Source organism: Pseudomonas phoenicis (assembly GCF_047302395.1).
Taxonomy (GTDB): Bacteria; Pseudomonadota; Gammaproteobacteria; order Pseudomonadales; family Pseudomonadaceae; genus Aquipseudomonas.
The window spans coordinates 4150928-4171096 of the sequence record NZ_CP154852.1; the positions used below are offsets into that span (position 1 = coordinate 4150928).

The 20169-nt window shown below is 54.8% G+C and carries 17 protein-coding genes; 11 read left to right on the forward strand and 6 right to left on the reverse strand.

Annotation, left to right across the window (positions count from 1 at the left end):
* Nucleotides 1–50 precede the first annotated feature (50 nt).
* Nucleotides 51–1196 (forward strand): DUF2971 domain-containing protein, encoded by a 1146-nt coding sequence (locus AA0Z93_RS18915; RefSeq protein ID WP_413047443.1) that lies wholly within the window; start codon nucleotides 51–53, stop codon nucleotides 1194–1196.
* Nucleotides 1197–1543: 347 nt separating this feature from the next.
* Here the strand turns inward: AA0Z93_RS18915 and AA0Z93_RS18920 are convergent, their stop codons facing one another.
* Nucleotides 1544–1636, reverse strand: coding sequence for a hypothetical protein (locus AA0Z93_RS18920; protein WP_409522260.1), 93 nt, complete (start codon nucleotides 1634–1636; stop codon nucleotides 1544–1546).
* A gap of 176 nt (nucleotides 1637–1812) precedes the next feature.
* Here AA0Z93_RS18920 and AA0Z93_RS18925 point away from each other — a divergent pair, with 176 nt between their 5' ends.
* Both AA0Z93_RS18925 and AA0Z93_RS18930 read left to right on the forward strand, forming a co-directional pair.
* Nucleotides 1813–3897 carry an ATP-dependent nuclease gene (locus tag AA0Z93_RS18925; protein WP_413047442.1) on the forward strand — a complete coding sequence of 695 codons (2085 nt, stop codon included), beginning with the start codon at nucleotides 1813–1815 and terminating at the stop codon, nucleotides 3895–3897.
* On the forward strand, nucleotides 3897–5885 hold the full coding sequence (locus tag AA0Z93_RS18930; protein ID WP_413047441.1) for a UvrD-helicase domain-containing protein: 1989 nt from the start codon (nucleotides 3897–3899) through the stop codon (nucleotides 5883–5885). The genes AA0Z93_RS18925 and AA0Z93_RS18930 overlap by 1 nt, the downstream gene beginning before the upstream one ends.
* A gap of 870 nt (nucleotides 5886–6755) precedes the next feature.
* Here AA0Z93_RS18930 and AA0Z93_RS18935 read toward each other — a convergent pair.
* The 3 genes from AA0Z93_RS18935 to AA0Z93_RS18945 form a co-directional block, all read right to left on the reverse strand.
* Complete coding sequence (locus tag AA0Z93_RS18935; protein WP_413047440.1) at nucleotides 6756–7481, reverse strand: hypothetical protein; 726 nt, start codon at nucleotides 7479–7481, stop codon at nucleotides 6756–6758.
* 336 nt (nucleotides 7482–7817) lie between these two features.
* On the reverse strand, nucleotides 7818–7985 hold the full coding sequence (locus tag AA0Z93_RS18940) for a hypothetical protein (RefSeq protein ID WP_313739300.1): 168 nt from the start codon (nucleotides 7983–7985) through the stop codon (nucleotides 7818–7820).
* A 212-nt stretch (nucleotides 7986–8197) separates the two neighbouring features.
* Complete coding sequence (locus AA0Z93_RS18945) at nucleotides 8198–8350, reverse strand: hypothetical protein (RefSeq protein ID WP_313739299.1); 153 nt, start codon at nucleotides 8348–8350, stop codon at nucleotides 8198–8200.
* Between the two features lie 287 nt (nucleotides 8351–8637).
* Between AA0Z93_RS18945 and AA0Z93_RS18950 the strand changes: the two genes are divergently transcribed.
* The 4 genes from AA0Z93_RS18950 to AA0Z93_RS18965 all read left to right on the forward strand — a co-directional run bounded on the left by AA0Z93_RS18950 (nucleotide 8638) and on the right by AA0Z93_RS18965 (nucleotide 12264).
* Entirely contained in the window at nucleotides 8638–9102 is a 465-nt protein-coding gene (locus AA0Z93_RS18950; protein WP_313739298.1) for a hypothetical protein, read from the forward strand.
* A gap of 55 nt (nucleotides 9103–9157) precedes the next feature.
* Nucleotides 9158–10390 carry a hypothetical protein gene (locus AA0Z93_RS18955; protein WP_313739297.1) on the forward strand — a complete coding sequence of 411 codons (1233 nt, stop codon included), beginning with the start codon at nucleotides 9158–9160 and terminating at the stop codon, nucleotides 10388–10390.
* 190 nt (nucleotides 10391–10580) lie between these two features.
* On the forward strand, nucleotides 10581–11756 hold the full coding sequence (locus AA0Z93_RS18960) for a reverse transcriptase family protein (protein WP_313739296.1): 1176 nt from the start codon (nucleotides 10581–10583) through the stop codon (nucleotides 11754–11756).
* A 319-nt stretch (nucleotides 11757–12075) separates the two neighbouring features.
* Nucleotides 12076–12264 (forward strand): hypothetical protein, encoded by a 189-nt coding sequence (locus tag AA0Z93_RS18965; protein WP_413047439.1) that lies wholly within the window; start codon nucleotides 12076–12078, stop codon nucleotides 12262–12264.
* Between the two features lie 292 nt (nucleotides 12265–12556).
* Here the strand turns inward: AA0Z93_RS18965 and AA0Z93_RS18970 are convergent, their stop codons facing one another.
* Nucleotides 12557–13570, reverse strand: a complete 1014-nt coding sequence (locus tag AA0Z93_RS18970; protein ID WP_413047438.1) for a hypothetical protein — start codon at nucleotides 13568–13570, stop codon at nucleotides 12557–12559.
* A 799-nt stretch (nucleotides 13571–14369) separates the two neighbouring features.
* On the opposite strand from AA0Z93_RS18970, the gene AA0Z93_RS18975 reads away from it, so the two are divergent.
* The 4 genes from AA0Z93_RS18975 (at nucleotide 14370) to AA0Z93_RS18990 (ending at nucleotide 18919) form a co-directional block, all read left to right on the forward strand.
* Nucleotides 14370–14588, forward strand: a complete 219-nt coding sequence (locus AA0Z93_RS18975; RefSeq protein WP_313739293.1) for an antitoxin Xre/MbcA/ParS toxin-binding domain-containing protein — start codon at nucleotides 14370–14372, stop codon at nucleotides 14586–14588.
* A 532-nt stretch (nucleotides 14589–15120) separates the two neighbouring features.
* The gene (locus AA0Z93_RS18980; protein WP_313739292.1) at nucleotides 15121–15558 is read left to right on the forward strand and encodes a pyrophosphatase; all 438 of its coding nucleotides are present in this window, start codon (nucleotides 15121–15123) and stop codon (nucleotides 15556–15558) included.
* Nucleotides 15555–16718 carry a hypothetical protein gene (locus AA0Z93_RS18985; RefSeq protein ID WP_413047437.1) on the forward strand — a complete coding sequence of 388 codons (1164 nt, stop codon included), beginning with the start codon at nucleotides 15555–15557 and terminating at the stop codon, nucleotides 16716–16718. The genes AA0Z93_RS18980 and AA0Z93_RS18985 overlap by 4 nt, the downstream gene beginning before the upstream one ends.
* A complete protein-coding gene (locus AA0Z93_RS18990) occupies nucleotides 16718–18919 on the forward strand; it encodes a hypothetical protein (protein ID WP_413047436.1) in 2202 nt (733 codons plus the stop codon). The genes AA0Z93_RS18985 and AA0Z93_RS18990 overlap by 1 nt, the downstream gene beginning before the upstream one ends.
* An 857-nt stretch (nucleotides 18920–19776) precedes the next feature.
* On the opposite strand, the gene AA0Z93_RS18995 is transcribed toward AA0Z93_RS18990, so the two are convergent.
* Nucleotides 19777–20067 carry a hypothetical protein gene (locus tag AA0Z93_RS18995; RefSeq protein WP_413047435.1) on the reverse strand — a complete coding sequence of 97 codons (291 nt, stop codon included), beginning with the start codon at nucleotides 20065–20067 and terminating at the stop codon, nucleotides 19777–19779.
* Between the last annotated feature and the right edge of the window lie 102 nt (nucleotides 20068–20169).

Genomic DNA, 20169 nt, shown 5'->3' on the forward strand with positions numbered 1-20169 from the left:
TGCGTTATGGGCATCCTTTGCCAAAGGAGCTTCCAGTTGGAATTTACCCTTTGCAACTTGAAGGTGTTGAGCTTGCTGCATACCAAGAAATGGATGAGCTGCTGAGAGCGGATGAAATCTTTCAAGCATATGCAATTGCGTTTGCGAAAGATGAGAATAAGCATTACAAGCCTCAACTGTCGTACTACTTGATTGGATTACACTCTAGATTTCTATCTATTGTCCTTACAGTGAATGAAAGACACCAACTGACGAATATTAAGCATGCAGAGGGCCCGTTTGATCCTCTGGTTGACTGTGATTATCATCTACCCCTAATCGCTCAAATCGAGAAGCACGGCGGCGTCGGCAGAAATTTTCACACTTACAGACAAATAGCGCTTAACTTTTCAGCTCTTGAAATAAAAACTGCCAATGCTTTGGAATATCACGTTGCTATACTCAAGGAAATTACTGAGGGTTTTGCGCCTAGATACGTAGATCAAATCGAAGTTCTGATGCATCCCAAGTGGTATATATCCTGCTTCATGAAAGAGTGTGACAACTCGGCAATATGGGGTAGCTACGGAGACAACCACAAGGGAATATGCTTAAAGTATCTCGTATCTGCTCAAGACTCCGAATTGTCAATGGAAATAAAAAAGCCAGTTGGCCTTGGAGGCAGAGGCAGAGACATAGATTTCAGTTTTCAGAGCATGCGGTTCAAAGAGGTACGCTACGACGGAGAACACTCAGGGATTGATTCCTTTAGATCGCTAGGCAATGTTCCAAACGAAGCGCTGGGTGGCTTTTGGTATAATGACGGCAATAATTATCTGAGCAATAAAAGCGAATGGTATAAGACTGACTCCAGTGACTTTAGAAAGCAGCACTGGGATGAATTTTATCTAGCATTGACTTCAAAGCTACCTCAATGGAAGTCCGAGAAAGAATATCGTTTAGTGCTGAATTCTGGGATGGATCTTTCAGACAAGAAAAACCGGACATTGAAATATAAGCTTTCAAGCCTCTCAGGAATTATCTTCGGGATCAGGACGCCTTTAGAGCACAAGCTTAAAGCGATGAGAATCATAAAGGCCCACTGTATACGTGAAGGCCGTGAAGGTTTTGACTTCTATCAGGCCTACTACGATCCGGAGACCAAAAGTATTCAACATGCCTTGCTGCCAATATCTATCGATGATGTTGAAACCTAGCCAGGAATCAAGAGGCTCGCAAGGGAATGCTGTTCTCAATATTTAAGCTCAAAGCTTAGGCAGTTAAGTAACGCTAGAGGCAAAAAAAGATTTCAACCTGATTTCTTATATTGGAGATTCACTGAGTCAAGACAACCATATATCTGATCCGGCATTTGTATCTGCTTTATCTTTGACTGCGCAAGCTAATAGCGACGTCCACCTTGTACTTCTAGCCTGCAGAAACCACAGGTATTTTCGATGGGTAGTTAAAGATCTTATACTTTTTCATCACGAAAATTCGGACCTGTGTTATCGTGAAATGAAAAATGGCCATGTCGAGGCCCTTCGTTTGTACTCAAAAAGTCCTACTGAGCCAACCAGTTCTCGACTTCCTTGGAACCATACTGGCCTTTCCATTCCTTGAGGGTCTTGTGGTTGCCGCCTTTCGCTTCGATCACTGACCGTCCTGACCAACTTCCACCGCTCTACAATTCATATTATCCATTTCTCTCCGTTACAGATAGCATCTGCTCGAGATAGCGCCTTGCCGCAGTCTGTGGCATATAGCCAGTCACACTGCGTTCGGCTTGGAAGCCCAGAGGCCGATAGAAGCCAGGCTTAGGGAGAAGTGGGGATGTACCTTTCAGCGCTGTCTATCCGTAATTTTCGCCAGTTTGGCGATCTGACTCCAGGCTTTGTCATTCACTTCAACGAGGGCGTCACTGCGCTTGTGGGGGAGAATGATGCCGGCAAAACCGCAGTGATCGACGCCGTCCGGCATGTCCTGCAGACCCGTGACTCCGACTTCCTGCGCCTTGAACTCGAAGACTTCCATGTCACAGGGCATGGCGAACCTGCGACCGACATCACCCTGGTTTGCACGCTGTCCGGGTTATCCACGCTGGAGCTCGGAGCCTTTGCTGAGTACTTAACCTTTTCGAGTGGGGAGGGCCTGCTTCATGTGCACTGGTCAGCTCGTCGACTCGCGCTGCCAACTGCGTCACGTCGCTGGGTCGATATCCAAGTCCGCTGCGGGGTGCGTGGAGAGGGGCCGGCGCTGGACGTTGGAGCGCGCCAGTTACTGGCGACCTCGTACTTGAAGCCGTTGAGGGATGCTGAACGTGAGATGTCGCCGGGTCGTAACTCTCGCTTGTCCCAAGTCCTGTCCAGCTTTCCGGGAATCGAAACCGGTGACTCCTACGTCGGTACAGCTCCGCTGGCGTCAACAGCCGAGGCTTCCGGCCTGAGCATTGCCGGCATGGGCGATTACATGCGTGAGCTCGTCACAGGCCACGGAGCAATCAGGGTTGCCCAAGCAACGATCAACGAGCGCTACCTGGAACCTCTCTCATTGGCGGGACAGCCACTTCATAGCCATCTGGGCTTCGGCGACAACGGCAGTGAGAGCGCAAAGCTCAAACAGATTCTCGAGCGGCTCGAATTGGGACTTTTGGACAAGGGCTCGGGGCTTGCAAGGGGCAGTTACGGCCTGGGTTCCAATAATCTGCTGTTTATGGCCTGCGAGCTCCTCCTGCTGGGCAAAGAGCCGGACGGTCTGCCACTGCTGCTGATAGAAGAGCCCGAGGCGCACCTTCATCCGCAGCGCCAACTCAGACTGATGGAATTCCTGGAGCGAGCCTCGCAGCCCCAAACTCAAGCTCAGGCACACGTTCAAGAACAAGCGCAGACTCGGCCCGTCCAGGTGATTCTGACAACGCACAGCCCTAACCTGAGCTCCAAGATCGCCTTGGAAAACCTCGTGCTCATTCAAGGCCAGCGCGCATTCTCCATGGCGCAGGGGCGAACCAAGCTTTCGGTTGATGACTATCGGTTTTTGAGTCGTTTCCTGGATGTCACCAAAGCCAGCTTGTTCTTTGCCAAGGGGCTGCTCATCGTTGAAGGGGATGCCGAGGCGATTCTTCTGCCGGCGCTAGCCGGGCTGCTTGGGCGCGACCTGACCGAGCATGGTGTGTCGATCGTCAACGTCGGTGGGGTCGGTTTGCGTCGATATGCCCACATCATGCAGCGCGCCGACGAGTCTGAAGGCGTCATTCAGATCCCGACAGCTTGCATCACCGACATGGACGTGATGCCTGATTGCGCGCCAGCCATTATGGGGCTGAACCCGAACAAGCGCACACCCAATGGTAAGCCGGCGCCTCGCCGGTGGCTCATGCTGAGCGACCTCGGTGCAACTGATGTGGAGCGAGAACCCAAGCTAGCGGCTCATCGGCAAAAACGGACACGTGGCGATGGTCAGAACGTGAAAACCTTCGTGGCCGATCATTGGACGCTTGAGTACGACCTAGCTGTTGGGGTACTCATGGATTGGGTACATCGAGCCGCTGTGCTGGCTTTGCATGACGCGAAGATCAACGAGCGTAAGTTAACTCGGGAGAAAGTCCTCGAGAGGGCAAGCAAGACGCTGGAGGCCCTCAAGGCTCGTTATCCCAGCGATGAGGAGCGTGCGACGGAGATCTACCGTCTTGTGGATTCCGGCTCCAAGTCGATCACCGCACAGCACCTGGTCGACCTGTTGCTGCTGGCATTTGATGAGGGTGAGCTCGATCAGGCGAGCTTGCGTACAGCGCTACCGGCCTATGTCGTTGAAGCGATCGACTACGCCACCGGCGGCTCTATCCTGGCTCAAACACCAGAGTCACCAGCTCCTGCAACCACGGCCGATGCACAAGCAGCCGGTGTGGAGGAACCTGCGTAATGCGGCTCCAGGATCTTGTCCCGTCGGTCACGGATGCAGACATCGCATGGGTCAGCGAGCTTATGTCGCTGCGCGATCTGGATGAGCCTCGGAGGGTGTTTCTCAAACGTCTCGATACGCTCGATGTGGCGGCATGCCCCGGGAGCGGCAAGACCACCCTGGTGGTTGCCAAGCTCGCCATCCTTGGTCGTCACTGGCGTAGCCGTACTCAGGGGATTTGTGTGCTTTCACACACAAATGCGGCGCGTGAGGAGATCGAGCGTCGGTTGGGTGCCACGGAGGTTGGCCAGAGGCTGCTGAGATACCCCCATTTCATCGACACCATCCATGGTTTTGTCATGCGGTTTTTGGCGTCGCCTTGGCTGCGGTCGAGTGGCCACCCGCTGGTAATGATCGATGACGAGGCGACCGGGCGTGCCAGGGGTAGGGCGCTGGGACATGAACGGAGAAATATAGAGGCTTTCCTTGGTAAAAAAGAAAAAAGGCTTGCTGATCTTCGTCTTCAAACGGCTGATTTTTCGGATCCGCTTGGGGGCGTACATTACATTTGCTCACCCGAGGCTCCCTCATATGGAAAACTAGGTAGAGCAATGGGCGCTGCCGCTTCGGAAGGTTACTTTTGCTATGACGAGGTCTTCACGCTCGGCCAGGCCATGATTGAGCAGGAGCCAAATGTCGCTCAGTCGCTGCAAGCGCGGTTCCCCTGTGTACTCATCGACGAGATGCAGGACACGGATGTCGTGCAGAATCAGCTCTTGAGCCACGTGTTTCCACGCGATGCCGTGAATACAGTCGTGGTCAGGGTAGGGGATCCCAATCAGCAGATCTTTGAGGGTGACGGCGAGTCTGATGGTGCTTTTCCTCATGGAGAGACAATCGATATCTCCACCAGCTTTCGATTCAACCAGGCCATTGCTTCCTTGGCGAACAACTTCGCAGTCACTCCCATTGCCGGGGGATTGATCGGGAGGGGCAGGGCCGGCGATGTTTGTCCAAACACGATCTTTGTCTTCCCTGACGACGATACGAGCGGTGTTCTCGGTGCGTTTGCGCAGCTGGTTTCCCGGTGCCTGCCTGTCTCGGATCGCAAGGATGGGGTGCATGCGATCGGCGCCGTTCACCGGCTAAAAAACTACAAGGAGGAGCAATTCCCGAAAGCTCTGGAGCACTACTGGAGCGCCTATCGCCCAGATGCCAACAGCTCGAGGTATACGCCGAAAACATTCGTTGAAGGTATTCGCAGGGCGAGAGCGCATCTGGCCGTTAGCGGTCATGCACACGAAAGCGTTGAAATGATCGCCAAGTGTTTGCTTCATTTGGCTGAGCGTGCGGGTTTGAGGAGACCTGTCCAGATCAGGACAAGGCTTCACCGCTTCATAGAGCGCGGCTTGGCGTTGCACACGACGCTTCTGGAAGCCTACCAGCGAGGCATCTACCTCTATTTGTTCCATGCCCATCCGCTGCGAGAGGAGCGTTGGGTTCAGCGGCATGCCGTGCTGCTTAAGCTCCTGATTGCAGAGCTGCATCCTGGCGAGGCGATCTCAAACGAACCCGAGATAGAGGCGTACCTGGCGTGGACAGAGCCGCGTGACACCGACGAGTCCGAGATACCCCGTGAAACCATCAACACATACCGATCCGACGAAGGTGAACATGACCACGTCGATGTCAAACTGTCATCCATGCACGCCGTCAAAGGCAAGACTCATTCGGCGACACTGATCGTGGAAACCTTCAGTGGACAGCATTTCCTGGAGATGATGTTGCCCTGGCTGGAGGGTAAGCCGCTGGTGAAGAAGGAACATCAGGTGACTTACCGGAAAAACAGGATGCTCATGTACGTTGGAATGACCAGGCCTACGCACTTGCTGTGCCTGGCTATTCGAACCAGTGGGCTGGGTGTAGGGGAGGCGAGAGCTGAGCGAAGGGCAGCGCTGGAAGCGCAGGGATGGGTGATCAATGAGCTCGGTGCACGAGTGACTCACTAACTAACGCACCTGAATGTGGGGCACCGGGAAGACCGCCGCGACCACTGAATCGGTGCCCGATCCATGACACGCCTTCAGACGGCCAGCGTCAGGCAGGGGGCATTAGAGACAGAGGGTAGGGCGGATGGTCTGCAAGGGCACCGGCATCAAGCGGTTTCAGGAGACCTGGGAGAAAGTGCTCCAGGTTGAGTTGAAATCAAAACAGCTTAAGGGCATTGATACATCACCGTTCATCAGTGAGGTACAGCAATGCGTGGAAGTTACAGCAGCAGCTCGTCTGCCGGGATCTTGATCTGTTTGGCCTTGGTTTTGTGTTTCTGTGCCGTGGTCACCTTGGCTGCCCAGGTACATCTGGACATCGCCACGACCGGCGTTGTCCTGGGGAGGCTGGGGCTGGCCTGGCTCTTTGGATACTGCCTGGGCCGAGGGATACTAGGCGTGGGCCTCAACTACAGCTGGCCAGTGTGCCTCGGACTCTCTTGGATCGCACTCATGCCTGCGTTCAGCGTTTGGCTTGACGAGGATACCTACGCCTGGTTCGAGCCTTTTGGGTCTCAATGTGTAGGTGTGGTAGCAACAACGCTTCTCGCGTTTCGCATCAGATCATTCGTAGCTTAAGTCGGATCGGGGCGTGACCATTAACACCTCAGACTGAGGTCGAGGCGCGCCCTGCGATCGATGGCCCCCACGAAACCACCTCAGCGGCGCTTGTAGCCGAGCGCTGCTGTCGCTCATCACTAGTGGTAGTCAGTATCAGACAGCAAGTATTCAGCTTCAGCTAGGGCAGTCGACAGGTTCGAGAACTACTAGGCGAACGCTCTGGAAAAGCCAAGGCTCTACCATCTCAGCCCCCTTGCACCGCCTTTTACTTTATGGACTTCCATTTGCTGCATGATACCTCTGCACCGCCGCCTGCATTTCTCCCACGTACCGTTGAAAATCGTTGACGGCATGCTCCAAAAAACGTTCGTCCATCAGGACACCGTCAAAAAAGTTGACAGACACCCCCTCGGTTTTGCGAATGGCTGACAAGACCCTTTTTTCCGAAGGGCTCTTTCTACCATTGCGCGTGCTTATTTCGCTGTAGCCCTTAGCGGTGCCGTCGCTGTGAGCCATTACATTCCTGATAACAGTCAGATGATCCAGGTCTGTGATGCCTTGGCCACCAATGACCTTTTTGAGCATAGCTTGGGCCTTTTCTATTGGCCCCATACCCTTGAGCTCCCCCTCAAACCCAGTCAGTTCAAGCATAAACACCAGGCATTGACTCATACGGTGTTCGAACAACCCAAACATCGTAAGAAATGCTGAGCGGCGCGTGAGTTGGGTGATCATGAACTTGTACGTCGATAGCACTTCGTCAGAGTCATATCCGATAGAAGAGCCGCATGAGAAGAAAGTCCGTTGCCGCACGTAGCTTTCACCGTACTGATCGTACGCTTCTTCTTCGTGCTCATGCTCCTTTATCAAATCTTCGGCTTCCTTGAATGCAAGCGCCACATTTTTTTCTGCCTGCTCTGCGAGCATTCGCATGACAGAGATGGACTCGCTGAGGGCACACATATGAACACTGAAAATAAAGTCGAGCTTGGCCAAATTGCCTCCCTGCAGGCTCATTTTGAAGACACACGATTTTCTGGGCAGATCTGAGATCTGCTCAGCGTACATAATCCATCCGCGTCTCGATATCCCAGCCTGAGCTGGCGCCCGCATAATCGTCTGCGCATCAAGTGCACGCCTTGAACACGGGGCCATCTAGGCAGGGCCTGGCAAGCCATAAATTCCGGACGTCGGACGCCATGGGCGGCACTGCTGCTGAGCGCTTCATGCTCACGAATCGGCGCTTCACACTGGCTGGTTCGAGACCCTCCAACCTCAGCAGAGAACTCAGAGTCGGCTGCCCTGTGGCCAGCGATAGACCTCTTGGCCCCTTTAGCTGTCCGGGGACTGATCTGACACCTGCATGGCTTCCAAGAGCACTTCAAGCGCATCGAGCAAGCGTTGATCTTCACGGGCATCCCCGGTTTCCGGCCTGTGCGTTTGGCAATGCCGCATCAAGGCATCAAAATCGTTGCGGTTCAGGTCAAACTCAATAAACATCAAAATTCTCCAGGCTATCGCATGAGCGAAAGCCAGTTTAAATGACGACCTAGCGGCCTTGCTCTCTCGAGGACTAGAAAACATGGTTCGGGACAAGCGTATTGAACACCAGTGTCGAAACGGCTGTATAGACACGAGCCTCTGAGCGCTATGGCGCTGACGTGGGACGGATACTCGACTCAGCTATCACAACCTACCGAAGGCCACCTGGGCTAGATTCGCTTTCGCGCCTTTATGCCCAAAATATCGGTGAAGAAGGTATTGATGCATTGCACCATGCCTTGCTTCGCAATCGAGCAAGACAGTTCCATGTGCTCGATCCGGGCATCGAGATGCGTCACTGCCTGCGCTTTTATCTGGTTCACTGCTTGCGCACCTCGTCAATGATGGAGACGCGCCTGGCTGTATGCGCAACGAGCATTTTGCCGCCGACTTGGGGTTGTAGCTTGGTGCTGTTTCAGATCTGAAGGATGCTAACGTTGAGAGCGGTACCGTCTTGATTGCTGATTCAGGTGCTTTCGGGGGGTGACCCTTTTGGATTTAGCCCAGTGACCCAATGAGGTAGGATTGCCGCTACCTGGCAATTAGCCGGCCAGTACCCATCATCGCCTCATCAAAGGGCAGCGATCGGGAGAAATCAAAGGAGGGATTTATGAAGAAACGGAAGCTTGAGTTCTACGTGCTGCTAAAGGACATCGAGGGCAGCCGTTTCGCCGCCACGGGCCCTATCCAGACACATCTGCTCAATGATTGGTATGTCGCGGCCACCGTTCGTGATGTGCTCGCACTGGACGTCAGGCAAGAAGACCTTCAAGGGGAGCGCTGCTTCCTTTTGGACGAAGGTTGGGAGGAGGTTGAGCCGTCAGACCTAGTCGACGAACCTGCTGATCGATCCAATCACTATGTTGGCCCCTTGCCATCGTACGCCTCTCATGCAGACCGCTCCAGATTGGTCAGCATCCTGTGTACGAACTGCGTTAAGACGCGATGGGCTACCCTCACGAAGCCCTTCCCTGGGATTGAAAAGCTCAGGGCCGCCGCTATGTACGAGTATCGAGCAACCTGTCTCAAATGTGGGGGCGAAGCCTCGGACAACTACAAATGGTTTCGCCCCTGAGCACCCGGGAGCGGTTCACTGCAGACAACTTCAGGGCGACTAGCAATTGGAACCAATGAACCTGCATGAGACTGGCTCCGGGATTGCTTGGATTAAACAATTCAAGGTGCAAGACCAGCCTGCCGCCCGGGAACTCCTGAAGGCCGTGCGTTGGGTATCCGCAGCTGAGTTCACGGATGCCCTGACTAAAAGCATCCTGGAGGAGGCCGAGTCGATTACTGGTCCCATCGCGCTTTTCGTCGAACAGGATCTCAAGGTCAGAAACGGAAAGGTCGAGAGGTTCTACAAGCAAAAGCGTAAGCCCAAACGGGCTCATGGTGTGGCGATACCACCGGTGAGAAGCAAGCAGCTTTTTAACCATGAAGTGGGCTCGGAGGGTGTAGTGGGAAGCATCGCCACCGCGTTGAAACGCCAATCTCGGGACAAGTTTTTGTTGCATCCCACCGCCGAAGCGATACGTCGAAAAAAAGTTCGGGCGTTTTTTATCCTTGCCGATACGGTCGGATCCGGGAAACAGGCAGGTAGGATGCTCCAGTCACTGTGGAACCTGGCCTCTGTGAAAAGCTGGATGTCCGCAGGCTTGATTACCACCAGGGTGATCGCATTTGCGTCGACCTCCGTAGGGCGAGCCTACCTTGAGAAGCATCCCATGCGCCCAGCGGTTGTCTACGACGTGCCATGCCCAACCATAGCGACTGTCTTTGATGCCTCCGACGCCGAGCGGCTGGTTGATCTTTGCGCTCGTTACAACCCTAATAAGTCCGATGATGGACTCGGCTTTGGTAAGGAGGGTGTATTGTTGGCTTATGCTCATGGCATCCCCAATAACGCCCCAGACCTGTTCTTCCGCAGCACTGCCAAGTGGAGGCCCCTGTTCAGCGGCAGGGTGACGAATTCGGTGGCCACGCTGGTTGAAACTGGGCTTCCTCGGGTGCCCGTCGCAGAGCGTCTGGCGAAAGTCGAGGCCGACAAGCTCGCGGCATCTCGGTGGCTAAATCGCTTGGGTGAGGATTCCAAGAAGATGCTTCTGGTCATGGCATCCTTGTCGAGGTCGCCCAGGACGGAAAACGCCATCGCCGTGCGTACTGGCCTGACCATGCCTGATGTTCGCCGGTGGCTGGAGGTCGGAATACATTTCCAGTGGATCAGCGTTACACATCGGCTGACCGACGATGGCCTGCTGCAGCTCAAACACATGCAGAAAAAGCCTAAATATGAAATGCCGGCCAATCTACCTTGGCCAGAAAATGTCGTGTACCATCCGACCTCGCTGAGAGCGCCAGACTGACGTTTCTAGTGTTGGTACGGCGACGTACCCGGTATCAGAGATGATGCATTTGGGGGACATATTTTGTCCCTTACGGAGTAGCATGCGCTTAAGTGTAAGCATCAACCCCCCTTCGCAAAAGCGTATGCTCGGTCGCAAGCTCGCCTCGCAGCTCGGCGGGTTAATTCTCACCCTTCGGGTGTCAAAGTAGATGCCTGTCTGGCGCCCTCAGCCCTACAAAAAAGCGGGCGAGCTGGCCGGCGCAGATCCTACTGCGCTCGCCCACGCTGTCCGCTATGGGCAAAGAATCATTAGAAACAATGCTGAGTTGACGCCGGTCTTCACACTGAGGCATTTGTCAGTGCTGTCCGGCACTCCCTACGGAGTGTTACGAGAGATTGTGGGCCGGCACGCAACTTCAAAAAAAGATCTGCCGTATCGTATTTTTCGGATAAGAAAGCGCATGGCTCGGCCAGATGGCATCGAGCGATTTCGAACGATCTGTATACCGTCGCCTGTGTTGCTCAGGGTTCAGCGCTACATACACGAGCACATCCTGGTTCACCTGCCTGTCCACCCCGCCAGCATCGCTTATAACCCCGGCAAGACACTAATCGACGGTGTAGCGGTTCACTGTGGGTGCAACTGGCTCATCAAAGTCGACATCAAGAACTTTTTCGAAGCCATTCCAGAACAGGTGGTTTACCGGGTCTTCAGGCAGGCTGGGTACCCGGCGCTGATTTCATTCGAAATGGCTCGGCTGTGCACGAGGACAGTGATGCCCTTTTCGCCAGAGGGGCCTTTCAACTTCACACAGAACCGACTCGATAAATACAAAATTTCCTCCTACTCGAACCGTCTCCAAGGTTCTCTCCCACAGGGGGCGCCATCCAGTCCTCTGCTGGCGAACCTCTGTTCGCGGGGGTTGGACGAACGGATTGAAGAGCTGGCACTGCTCCATGGCTTGGTTTATACGCGGTACGCCGACGACATCGCGTTGTCCTCAGAAGATAAGGGTTTCGGAAGGGGACAGGCCAAAGACGTCATTCGAAAGCTCTACGCGATCATGCGGGAATGCGGGTTTGCTCCGAATCTTGCGAAGACTGTCGTCGTGCCGCCTGGTGGTCGCAAGGTTTTGCTCGGCCTATACGTCGACACCAACCGGCCAAGGTTGTCGCGCGAGTTCCGCTCAAACCTGGAGCAGCATCTTCACTTCTGTCTGCATCCCGGTGTAGGAGCTGTAGCTCACGCCAAGCATAAGGGTTTCGACGCGGTACTAGGATTCAGAAACCACGTGAGGGGGCTGGTTGCGTATGCGACCCAAATTGACCCTGCCTATGGCGCCAAGCAGCTGGCTAATTTCAATAAGGTCAAATGGCCTTTCTAACCGCATTTTCTCATCCAAGTCAGGTGTAGTGTCCCGACTGAATGACCGACCTCCATGGTATCGTCGGGGGATATCTCGAGCTATTTTCCCACCATTTACACCCATACGATTCCGTGGGCCTTGTATACAAAGGTGCTAGCCAAGGCAAACAGGGGCAAATCAGATCAGTACCTCGGTAACACCCTGGATCAGCGCTGGATGGGCATGCAGGATGGGCAGACCATTGGGTTGCCGATTGGCCCGGATACGTCGCACATCCCTGCGTTGGCTTTCCAACTGAGACCTTGAATCCATCCAGGGAGAACCATGCTTCGCCGCAATGCTGGCGGCTGGCGTAGGCTTTTACAGTGAAGCGGCTCAGCTTCCGCCTATCTTCCAGTTTAAGCAATCAGCGCTCAACGACTTCGATTTCGACTCCGACGATGCCATCGAAGACGATTTTGACTTCGATGACATGGACGCAGAGTACTTTGATTCCACCAATCGGGGTGATGAGGATGGGGGGTGAGCCAGGGACGGCCGCGCGCCCACCTAGCACAGCCGACGACTCCGATCGGACGAAGTCTGGTAGGCGGGCGAATAGGGCGCAGCTGGCGGTGGGTAGGCAGGTTCGCCCAGGCGACGCCCCTGGGCAGCCCTCCGGGCGATTTTGGAAGTACACCGTAGATACCGATGACGCCTTGACCTCAGCATCCCACTGCTGGGTCTACTTACGTTCCCAAGCGCGGGCCGGCTCAGCAGCATGGCAGCCACGGCCTAGCCCCCATCGTGTGCTTGGGGGGCCGCGCAGGAGTCGCAGGCTATCTGTCATACTTGGAAGGCAATGGACAGTCGTAATTGATGTCAATCATGTCCAAGTTCTTCAGCTCGAAATTGGCATAGCTTGTTCCGTTCGATGTACGCACAGTGGGCTGTCCATATAGAAACACGAATGCGGTCGGTTTAGGCTCCTGAGAGATCTTTGAAAGCCTGGTTGCCATGAGATTCTTGAGCCTGTAGCGGTCGACGAGAGCATCCGAGACGAAGCTTGAGGTTGTGAGACTTTCGGTTCCGCGCATCAAGCATTTCTTGAACTTGATCCGGTATGCATCGTCTTTTCTGGTGCGGTCAATATAGGCCCAGCCGTAGTAGATGACGGGGTGGTCGGGGAGGTCGTTCAGATCCTGCTCCCAAATGCATTTGAAAATGCTGTCGTACGCTACGTCCTGGCCAGCGATGTTGAGGCGGCGAAACTCGAGGGTGTTGTCAGATCGATAGCGAATGTACCGGCTTACCACCGAACGGACGGAGTAGATGGGGCCAACGATCCCAGACTCACCCAGCTTGGTGGTGTATGGCCTGGTGCTCTTAGCGCGCTTTTTCGCTACATGCACATCAGCAGTGGAATCCTGGGTGGGTTCGTCGTAGTACGAGTCGGGACGCTCGAGCTTGAAGACGTCAACAATGGATTCATCGACAGTTCTGCGCTCCTGTCCGTCAGGGCCGTTCTTTTCAACCTCCAGGTCGACCGCCTTCCCGTTGACCACCCCGCACGCCTCACTATGGTCGCCGTAGACCTTGAAGTGCGGCACCACCCGCATGCTCTGCACGTCCTTGTCCAGATTCGCACAGGTCACCTGGGCTGTGCAGCCCGCGCCCGGGCAAACGAAGAAACGTTTGTTGGTGATGACTCCTGCCCAGTACAGGTCATAGGCTCGATCGGGGTCGACAAAATCTCCAGCCTCAAGGCTAAACGCTACATCCAATGCCATGTCTTTAGTAAAACCTCCTGTAATCATCATGATGGCGTCCAGCGCCACAGCGAGGTAGATCAACGGCTCGATATCCTGATTACCGTCTAGCAAGCCCTTGAGCCATCACTCTGACCGAATCCTCGCACAGAATCCGGAGCATGGCGATCTGCGAAGATGGCAAAATGAAATCGTCGAATTTCTGCCCATCCGCCTGTCGAACGACACCGTGAGCGCGAGCTGGCGCTGGCGCGGTGAACCGGATCAGTAATCGGAATCTGAAGTCAGGGATTCAGCAGTTCGATTGCTGGACTCAGGGGTGGCAATCCGGTTCAAGGGGCTAAATTTGATGCGATGGCCTCAAAGCGGGCAGGGCATTCCAGGCATACTAAGGGATGCGGTGACGGTGGATGTCAGATCATCTGGGGACGCGTCTGCGCGACTCCATGCACCCATGGCTGTCATCTGCGGCTCATCAAGCCCGCCTGATCCGTGCCAGCGGGCTCACGCCACGGGTGGTGCGCTGGAGCTCCCCGTAGTGCCATGTTAGGTTGCTTTTTTGAATGCATGGTCGCCGTTGGATCAATCCGACGCCGATCGACCAGCCGCATACAAGGAGTCGCCGTGACGCCAGACAGACTGCCCGCGCTTCTCACTGACGAAGAATTTGCGTGCATGATGCGAGACTTCGACACTGCAGGCCACTGGATGCGGGAACAGTTGGTATTGAAGCGCGGAACCCCAAGCGCTGCAGCTCAGAAGCAAACCAGCGCTGGGGAATCGCAAATGGCAGCAGACGCTCGCCCAACGGTCGACCATAATCACAGCTCGACGCAGCCACATGCCCGGCGTGAGGCATAGCCAAAGCGGAGCGCGCTTTCACATGAGCACTTTGTCCCCTGATCAACACGACCGTTACCTAGAAGTGCTCGAAGCAGCTATGCGACTGTATAGCGGCGATCATGATGCGGCGATGCGCTGGATGTCTCACCCAGTCAAAGCGCTTGATGGGAAAGCTCCTGCCAGCATGGTCACAACCAGGCTGGAGACCGACACGGTGATTGAGTTCATCACGCGCTTAGAGCATGGGTTTGTCGCCTGAGTGACCTCGAACTGGCCTCTTTTGCCCGCAATGCTGTCTTGGCCGAGGGTTTGGTGCTCATCAAAGGTATACACCAACGCTCAGACTGGATCGGTCACGCGATCGAAATGTCGACCGTTCTCGACTACGGAGGAGGGTAACCGCCAAATTTCCGCAAATGTGGCTCGATGTTCTTCAACTGGCGCCTCTGGATTTTTGGTTTGGCCGCATGCGCACGCTGTTTGTTTAAGGCTCGCCGCTGTTCGAGCTCTCCAGTATGCTTTCGGGATCTTGATTTCTTAACTGGCGTCCTGGGCTAACGGAGTAGTGAGAGACAATGAGTTTTCAATCGCAAATGGATTGCCCAGACGCCCAACCGCTCCCAGCCCATTCCCAGCGTGACCTCTCGGCCTCAATGCCAACCAGGCATCCACGCGCCTGTCCAACTCTCATGTCCCGTCATCGCGACGCTCAAGCCGCTCCTTTGATTTTTTGCGTGTTGCATCATGCAAAGCGGACTCACCACTTTTGACTTATCGAGAAGGAAGCATTCATGAGTAAGCCTTTCAAAGACCGCATTCATGCCATGAATAAAATGTATAAGCTGCCGATCAACAGCGCTCCGACGCTTCTCGCCGATCCTGCGGACAAGCTCAGGAAGTTCAAGGCCACGCTGATGGCTGAAGTCCATGAGATCGATGAAATCGTCGAGAAGATCGAGAAAGGTGAAGCCGAGATCGATATCAAGGTTGCCATTGCCGACCTGCTGGGCGATGTGATGGTTTACTGCCGGTCTGAGGCCCTGAAATACGGGTTGCCATTGGAGGACGTCCTGGACGTCATCATGGACAGCAACGAAAGCAAACTGGGAGCAGATGGAAAGCCTATCTACGACGAGAACGGGAAGTTCCTCAAAGGCCCGAATTACTGGAAGCCAGAGCCCAGGATCAAAACATTGCTTCTTGGCACTGGGGACAAAGCGGACGTTTGATTGGAGAGACAGGCTTGAAACCTATCAACCTCGGCAAGACGCGTACGCTCAAAGACATCGAAGCGGCCATTCGCAAGATCTGCGACAGCCAGGGTGAGAAGTTTCTCATTCAGGCAAACATGCTCAGTGCGCGGCATGGCGCCATGCATGACGCCGCACGCCTGCAACTGATCGTTACCCTGGCCCGGCAGCAGTTGCAGAGCGACTACCTGGATTTCAACCCGCAAGCCGATGCTCAAGCCTTGCTGCACAACCTCGCTAACTGTTCGCCGGGTATTGCAGCCTTGCGCCTTTCCAAGGGTATCCGGCTCGGCGAGCAGACATTCAATCGCCGAGAGGTCTTTCAGGAGTCGGTCGAACGAATGCAGGCTATGGACGCCGGCAGGTACGAGGACGTCGTCAACGGCCGAGTCGTCGATCTGATCTGTGTTGCAGGATCGAAGGTTCAGCACCTGCGACCGCTTTTTAGCGCGGAAGGCAAGGTGAAGCCTGCGTCTGAAATGACCACTGAGATGCGCAGACTCATTGATTTCGTCAACAAGCAGAGCGGGGGTACCAGTGTTCCGGATTCTCTCCTCGAAAGCTTGGGCTTGCTCTGTTCTGAGCTTGTATCCAACACTCAGGAACACGCGACTTCAGACCATTTGGGCCAGCCGTATTTCGCCCACGTAGAAGGCGTCATGGTCGGCTGGAAGCGACTTGAGGACGAGATTTTCGCTGAAGACTTTGACGGCAGTGAGGACTTGCGCCGTTACTGGCAGCGAGAGTCGTCCACCACCGACAACAACAAGACCAGCCTGCGCGCATTGCACATCAGCTTCTTCGACTCAGGCCCCGGATTCGCCTCCAGGTTTAGCGGCAGGGTGGTGCAAGAGATGTCGCTCCAGGAGGAGCGAGACTACCTGCTCAAATGCCTGCAGCCACGCCAGTCCAGCAAGACTTTGGACGCTGCGGGCATCGGCCTGCCTGCCATCCTGAACGAGCTTCGCAAGGTAGGTGGATTGATCCGTATCCGTTCCGGTCGGCTGTGCATCTACAACCAATTCGAAGAGAACGACCAGCACCGTCATCCTGACGATTTCAGGGATTGGGACACCACCGATTTGGCGCCCGTTGCAGGGGCCGTTGTCACCATCATGATTCCATTGAGGGGCATGTAATGGAGCGTTTCTATCAATGGATGTCCGCTGTCAGCGACCCCAGTGGCAGTCATGAAGCGTTGGTCGTCTGCTACAACGATTCCGAGCTCTCGGTTCAGCATGTCTTCACTGACATCGAGGTGGCTCTCAAGGCCCAACGGCATCTACCCGACTGCGTCTACATCCTGGGGACGCCTGATCAGCTATCCGTGTTCAAGAGCGGTTGGGCTGACGACCAAGACCGCCTGGCCAACCTCCTGAAGCGTGGCGAGAAAAACCCGCGCGTATGTGTCCATGAATACGTGTTCTTGGAGTGGAATGGTGCGAGCTTCACCCCTCATGTGCTGGGCGGCAAAGAGCTTGTCTACCGTCATGATCCGAGCGCTCTCTTGAGGGATGGTTTGAGAACGCTGATCGAGAAGAACAACGTCATTCATGCAGCGCCATCCGCGCATTCCTTCAAGCACCCCTCCGGCACACTAAACAACGTGTTCATCCAGACCAGGGAACTGGCGAGCGATGAGGCCGAGGTGTGTGTGGTCGGGTATGCAATTGCACTCGAGTATGGTGCCAGGCTGCGCCAGGCTGGCAAGGTGTACATCGACACCATGGGCATCTATGCATTCGTGAAAAATGCGCTCGCTCGCTTGGACTGCAAGGCTGAAGTCATGAGCTTCCACTCCTACGAACGGCTCAAGACCATCTACCCGCCGGAAGGTGAGTATTTCTGCGTGGTATCAGCCTCCACATCTGGCGGTATGGCCAAGCAGATGGGTGAGCAGGGCTTCGCAGAGGAGTGCGTAGCCACACTGGTCGATCGCACGGCGGATAGCCGATACGGAGGTGTACTGGTCGCTCTGGACGACGTTGACTACCCTCTGCCAGTCAAGGCGGAGGAAGGCTGCACGCTGATTGAGATTATAGGAGAGAACTTCTCGGCGAAGTCCAAGCCACCCAAGTCGATCACGATATCCTTGAAGCATGACCCGAAGCGGCTGGCCAAATTCCACAAGTACTTCGGTATGGGGGGAATTGATGGATTCAACAAGTCGAGCAAGCCCCGCAAGCTGTTGACACTCAATCCTGATGAGTTGCTGGCGGACGCTGCCTTCAGAAAATGGTTGGCCACTGAAATTGACTGGTCGGTCTCCATGGCGACAAACCTGATCGTCTACGCCGACGATGACGGGTCGAAGAAACTTGGCGAGGTGGCCCGTGAGATGCTCAGCGAGAAATGGGGCGCGACCAAATCAATCCGATGCGTGCCTTACAGCGAGCTTGATCAAGTCAATTTCGAAACTGTCTCCGGGGCGCTGGTCGCGACAGTGGTTGCGCGCGATGGCGGTATCCTGAGAGAGATCAGTCGTGATCTGCGGGCCTACATGGAAGCGACCGTGCCGCGCAGGTTCCTTGCACCGATCGGGATTCCACAGAGCGCGAGAGCCTGGACACTTCTCAAAACTTTCCTGATGAAGAACCCCACGCCCCGGGACTATGGCTTCTCTAACTGGCTGTGCCTGCCCATCGGAGATGACGGGAAAGAAAACGCCTGGAGTCGGTTAACCAAGGTTACCTCTGCCGGGCAGGTCGATGACGTCGGCTTTACGCCTGCAGTCTCGGACAAGGTTCGTCATCAGGCTCTTGATGAAGCCGCTGAGCTGGTTATCGCGAACAAGCACAGCTTCCTGCCAAAACATGACGGCAGCGCGCTCGCCTTATCCGATGGATTTCTGTTCTTCGACGCCTCAAGCAATGTGGGCAAAGACTGTCCGAACGTACCGCAAAGCACGGTGTTCTTTACGATTGCTGCCGTCCTGCAGTTCGCTCGGGAGCACGAAGATCATGAGTTGCGCCTGCAGCCGACGGGGTATGAGTCCGTGGTGTTATCTCCGGAGTGCTTCCTCAGGTTTAACGACAACGTCCTGCAGGCGTCATTCCTCCGGGCTTGCCTTCCTTCGGAGCTTGATTACTCAGCAAGCCCGGAGCTGAGCAAGCTGATGAAGGAGTTCATCGCCAAGGTATTTGCCCGCTGGGAGCGGACTTACGGCGATGCCGCCTTGGAGTTTGCCGCCGCACTGGCCACCGGTACGCTGAAGCTCACGCTGGAAGATGCCCGGGCACTGCTCGAGGAGGCTATCGAAAACCGTAGGGACAACGCCTCCAGCCTGCTGGGGTTGCTCCTGCTAACCCAACGGGCGCTGTTCCCTGCCTCTCAAGGGTAGTGAAGAGGCTGTAAACCAATTTTCTATACTGTTAACCGCTGTGGTTTACAGTGCAAAAAGTTGGTTTACAGCTAGCTGTGAGAGGCGTCAGTAACGGGAGTACTCCCTGAAAACTAAGGTTTACCTTAGTGTTTGCAGATTTTTGGGCGGTTGGCTTGAGAAGCTAAGCTTTAGCTTAGTTTTCCCCTGGCTGCGCAAACCGCCGACGCTTGTGCGGAACAGGGCGAGGGCAGGGTGCCCGGTGCAGGCGTGGTCGGCCGAATACTGTATATGCATACATATTTATCTGTAGCCCCAAGAATCTGGCATATGGATGTCCTGATTAACGGTGTCGACCATGGTGGTGATCGCCAGTGGAGAATGGCTACAGCCCTCGTGCCACGGGCTTTTGAGTCTCAACAGAAACCCAGCACGGGGGTAACGGTGCACTTGGGGCCTCAGGGGTGCCGTATTTTCCCCGAACTGTATATAAATACAGTTCGCGATGCCCGGCTGGGCCAAGCAATGCGCTACACAGATGGAACCGCGAAGCAGCGCATGACTCGCAGTGACCCCAGGATGGCCAGGTGGGCTTATCATCGGCGCTGTTCCTGATCCTGAAGACTCAACAATCAGATGAGCAGAGCCGCCCGTTGCACCTCGATTCTATTGTGCGAACTGGAGGGGAATTCGAGGCGATTGGCCTACGAATCTCACGATTTCAAACTGTGCGTGATCAGGTTCGCCCGTGGAGTGATTGGCCAGCCACGCTTGAGCACGGTCTTCCCAGTCGGCTTCGTAGAAACGCATGTCGGGCCAGAAGTTGTGGGCTCCGTCAGCAATCAGTTGCTTGGCAAGCTCTCGCTCGCGCGTACCGATCAAGCACCAAGCCACGAAGAATCTCTCATCCCAGTTAGCAGAGCATATAGATGTATTGGGGCGTCAGTTCCGATGCCCAGTTGATCAACTTCGCGGTCGAAACAAAACATTCCGTTCAATTGATCCAGCAAGGATCCTTCCGCGATGATGTCGACGGCCTTGAAAAACCAACCAATTGCTTGGAATTGGCTAAGCCTTACAAGTTTCTTCTGGGCAACAGATAATGGGCGGGTGCCAAACCATTTTTTGGTTCGAGCGCGAGTGCATGAGATGGACTTTTTGCCGGGCATTTAAATGCCTCCATTATTGTTATTTTACACATATTGACATATTACGTATGGAGCATGCGTACGCGCAACCTGATGATTAGGATGCACTCAACAGTGCTGAAT

What these genes read in the sequence shown, in the direction of transcription:
- AA0Z93_RS18930 (WP_413047441.1), top strand. Translation starts at nt 3,897, where the DNA reads ATGCGGCTCCAGGATCTTGTCCCGTCGGTCACGGATGCAGACATCGCA.
- AA0Z93_RS18975 (WP_313739293.1), top strand. Translation starts at nt 14,370, where the DNA reads ATGAGCACTTTGTCCCCTGATCAACACGACCGTTACCTAGAAGTGCTC.
- AA0Z93_RS18925 (WP_413047442.1), top strand. Translation starts at nt 1,813, where the DNA reads ATGTACCTTTCAGCGCTGTCTATCCGTAATTTTCGCCAGTTTGGCGAT.
- AA0Z93_RS18965 (WP_413047439.1), top strand. Translation starts at nt 12,076, where the DNA reads ATGCTGGCGGCTGGCGTAGGCTTTTACAGTGAAGCGGCTCAGCTTCCG.
- AA0Z93_RS18960 (WP_313739296.1), top strand. Translation starts at nt 10,581, where the DNA reads ATGCCTGTCTGGCGCCCTCAGCCCTACAAAAAAGCGGGCGAGCTGGCC.
- AA0Z93_RS18980 (WP_313739292.1), top strand. Translation starts at nt 15,121, where the DNA reads ATGAGTAAGCCTTTCAAAGACCGCATTCATGCCATGAATAAAATGTAT.
- AA0Z93_RS18990 (WP_413047436.1), top strand. Translation starts at nt 16,718, where the DNA reads ATGGAGCGTTTCTATCAATGGATGTCCGCTGTCAGCGACCCCAGTGGC.
- AA0Z93_RS18995 (WP_413047435.1), bottom strand. Translation starts at nt 20,067, where the DNA reads ATGCCCGGCAAAAAGTCCATCTCATGCACTCGCGCTCGAACCAAAAAA.
- AA0Z93_RS18950 (WP_313739298.1), top strand. Translation starts at nt 8,638, where the DNA reads ATGAAGAAACGGAAGCTTGAGTTCTACGTGCTGCTAAAGGACATCGAG.
- AA0Z93_RS18955 (WP_313739297.1), top strand. Translation starts at nt 9,158, where the DNA reads ATGAACCTGCATGAGACTGGCTCCGGGATTGCTTGGATTAAACAATTC.
- AA0Z93_RS18940 (WP_313739300.1), bottom strand. Translation starts at nt 7,985, where the DNA reads ATGTTTATTGAGTTTGACCTGAACCGCAACGATTTTGATGCCTTGATG.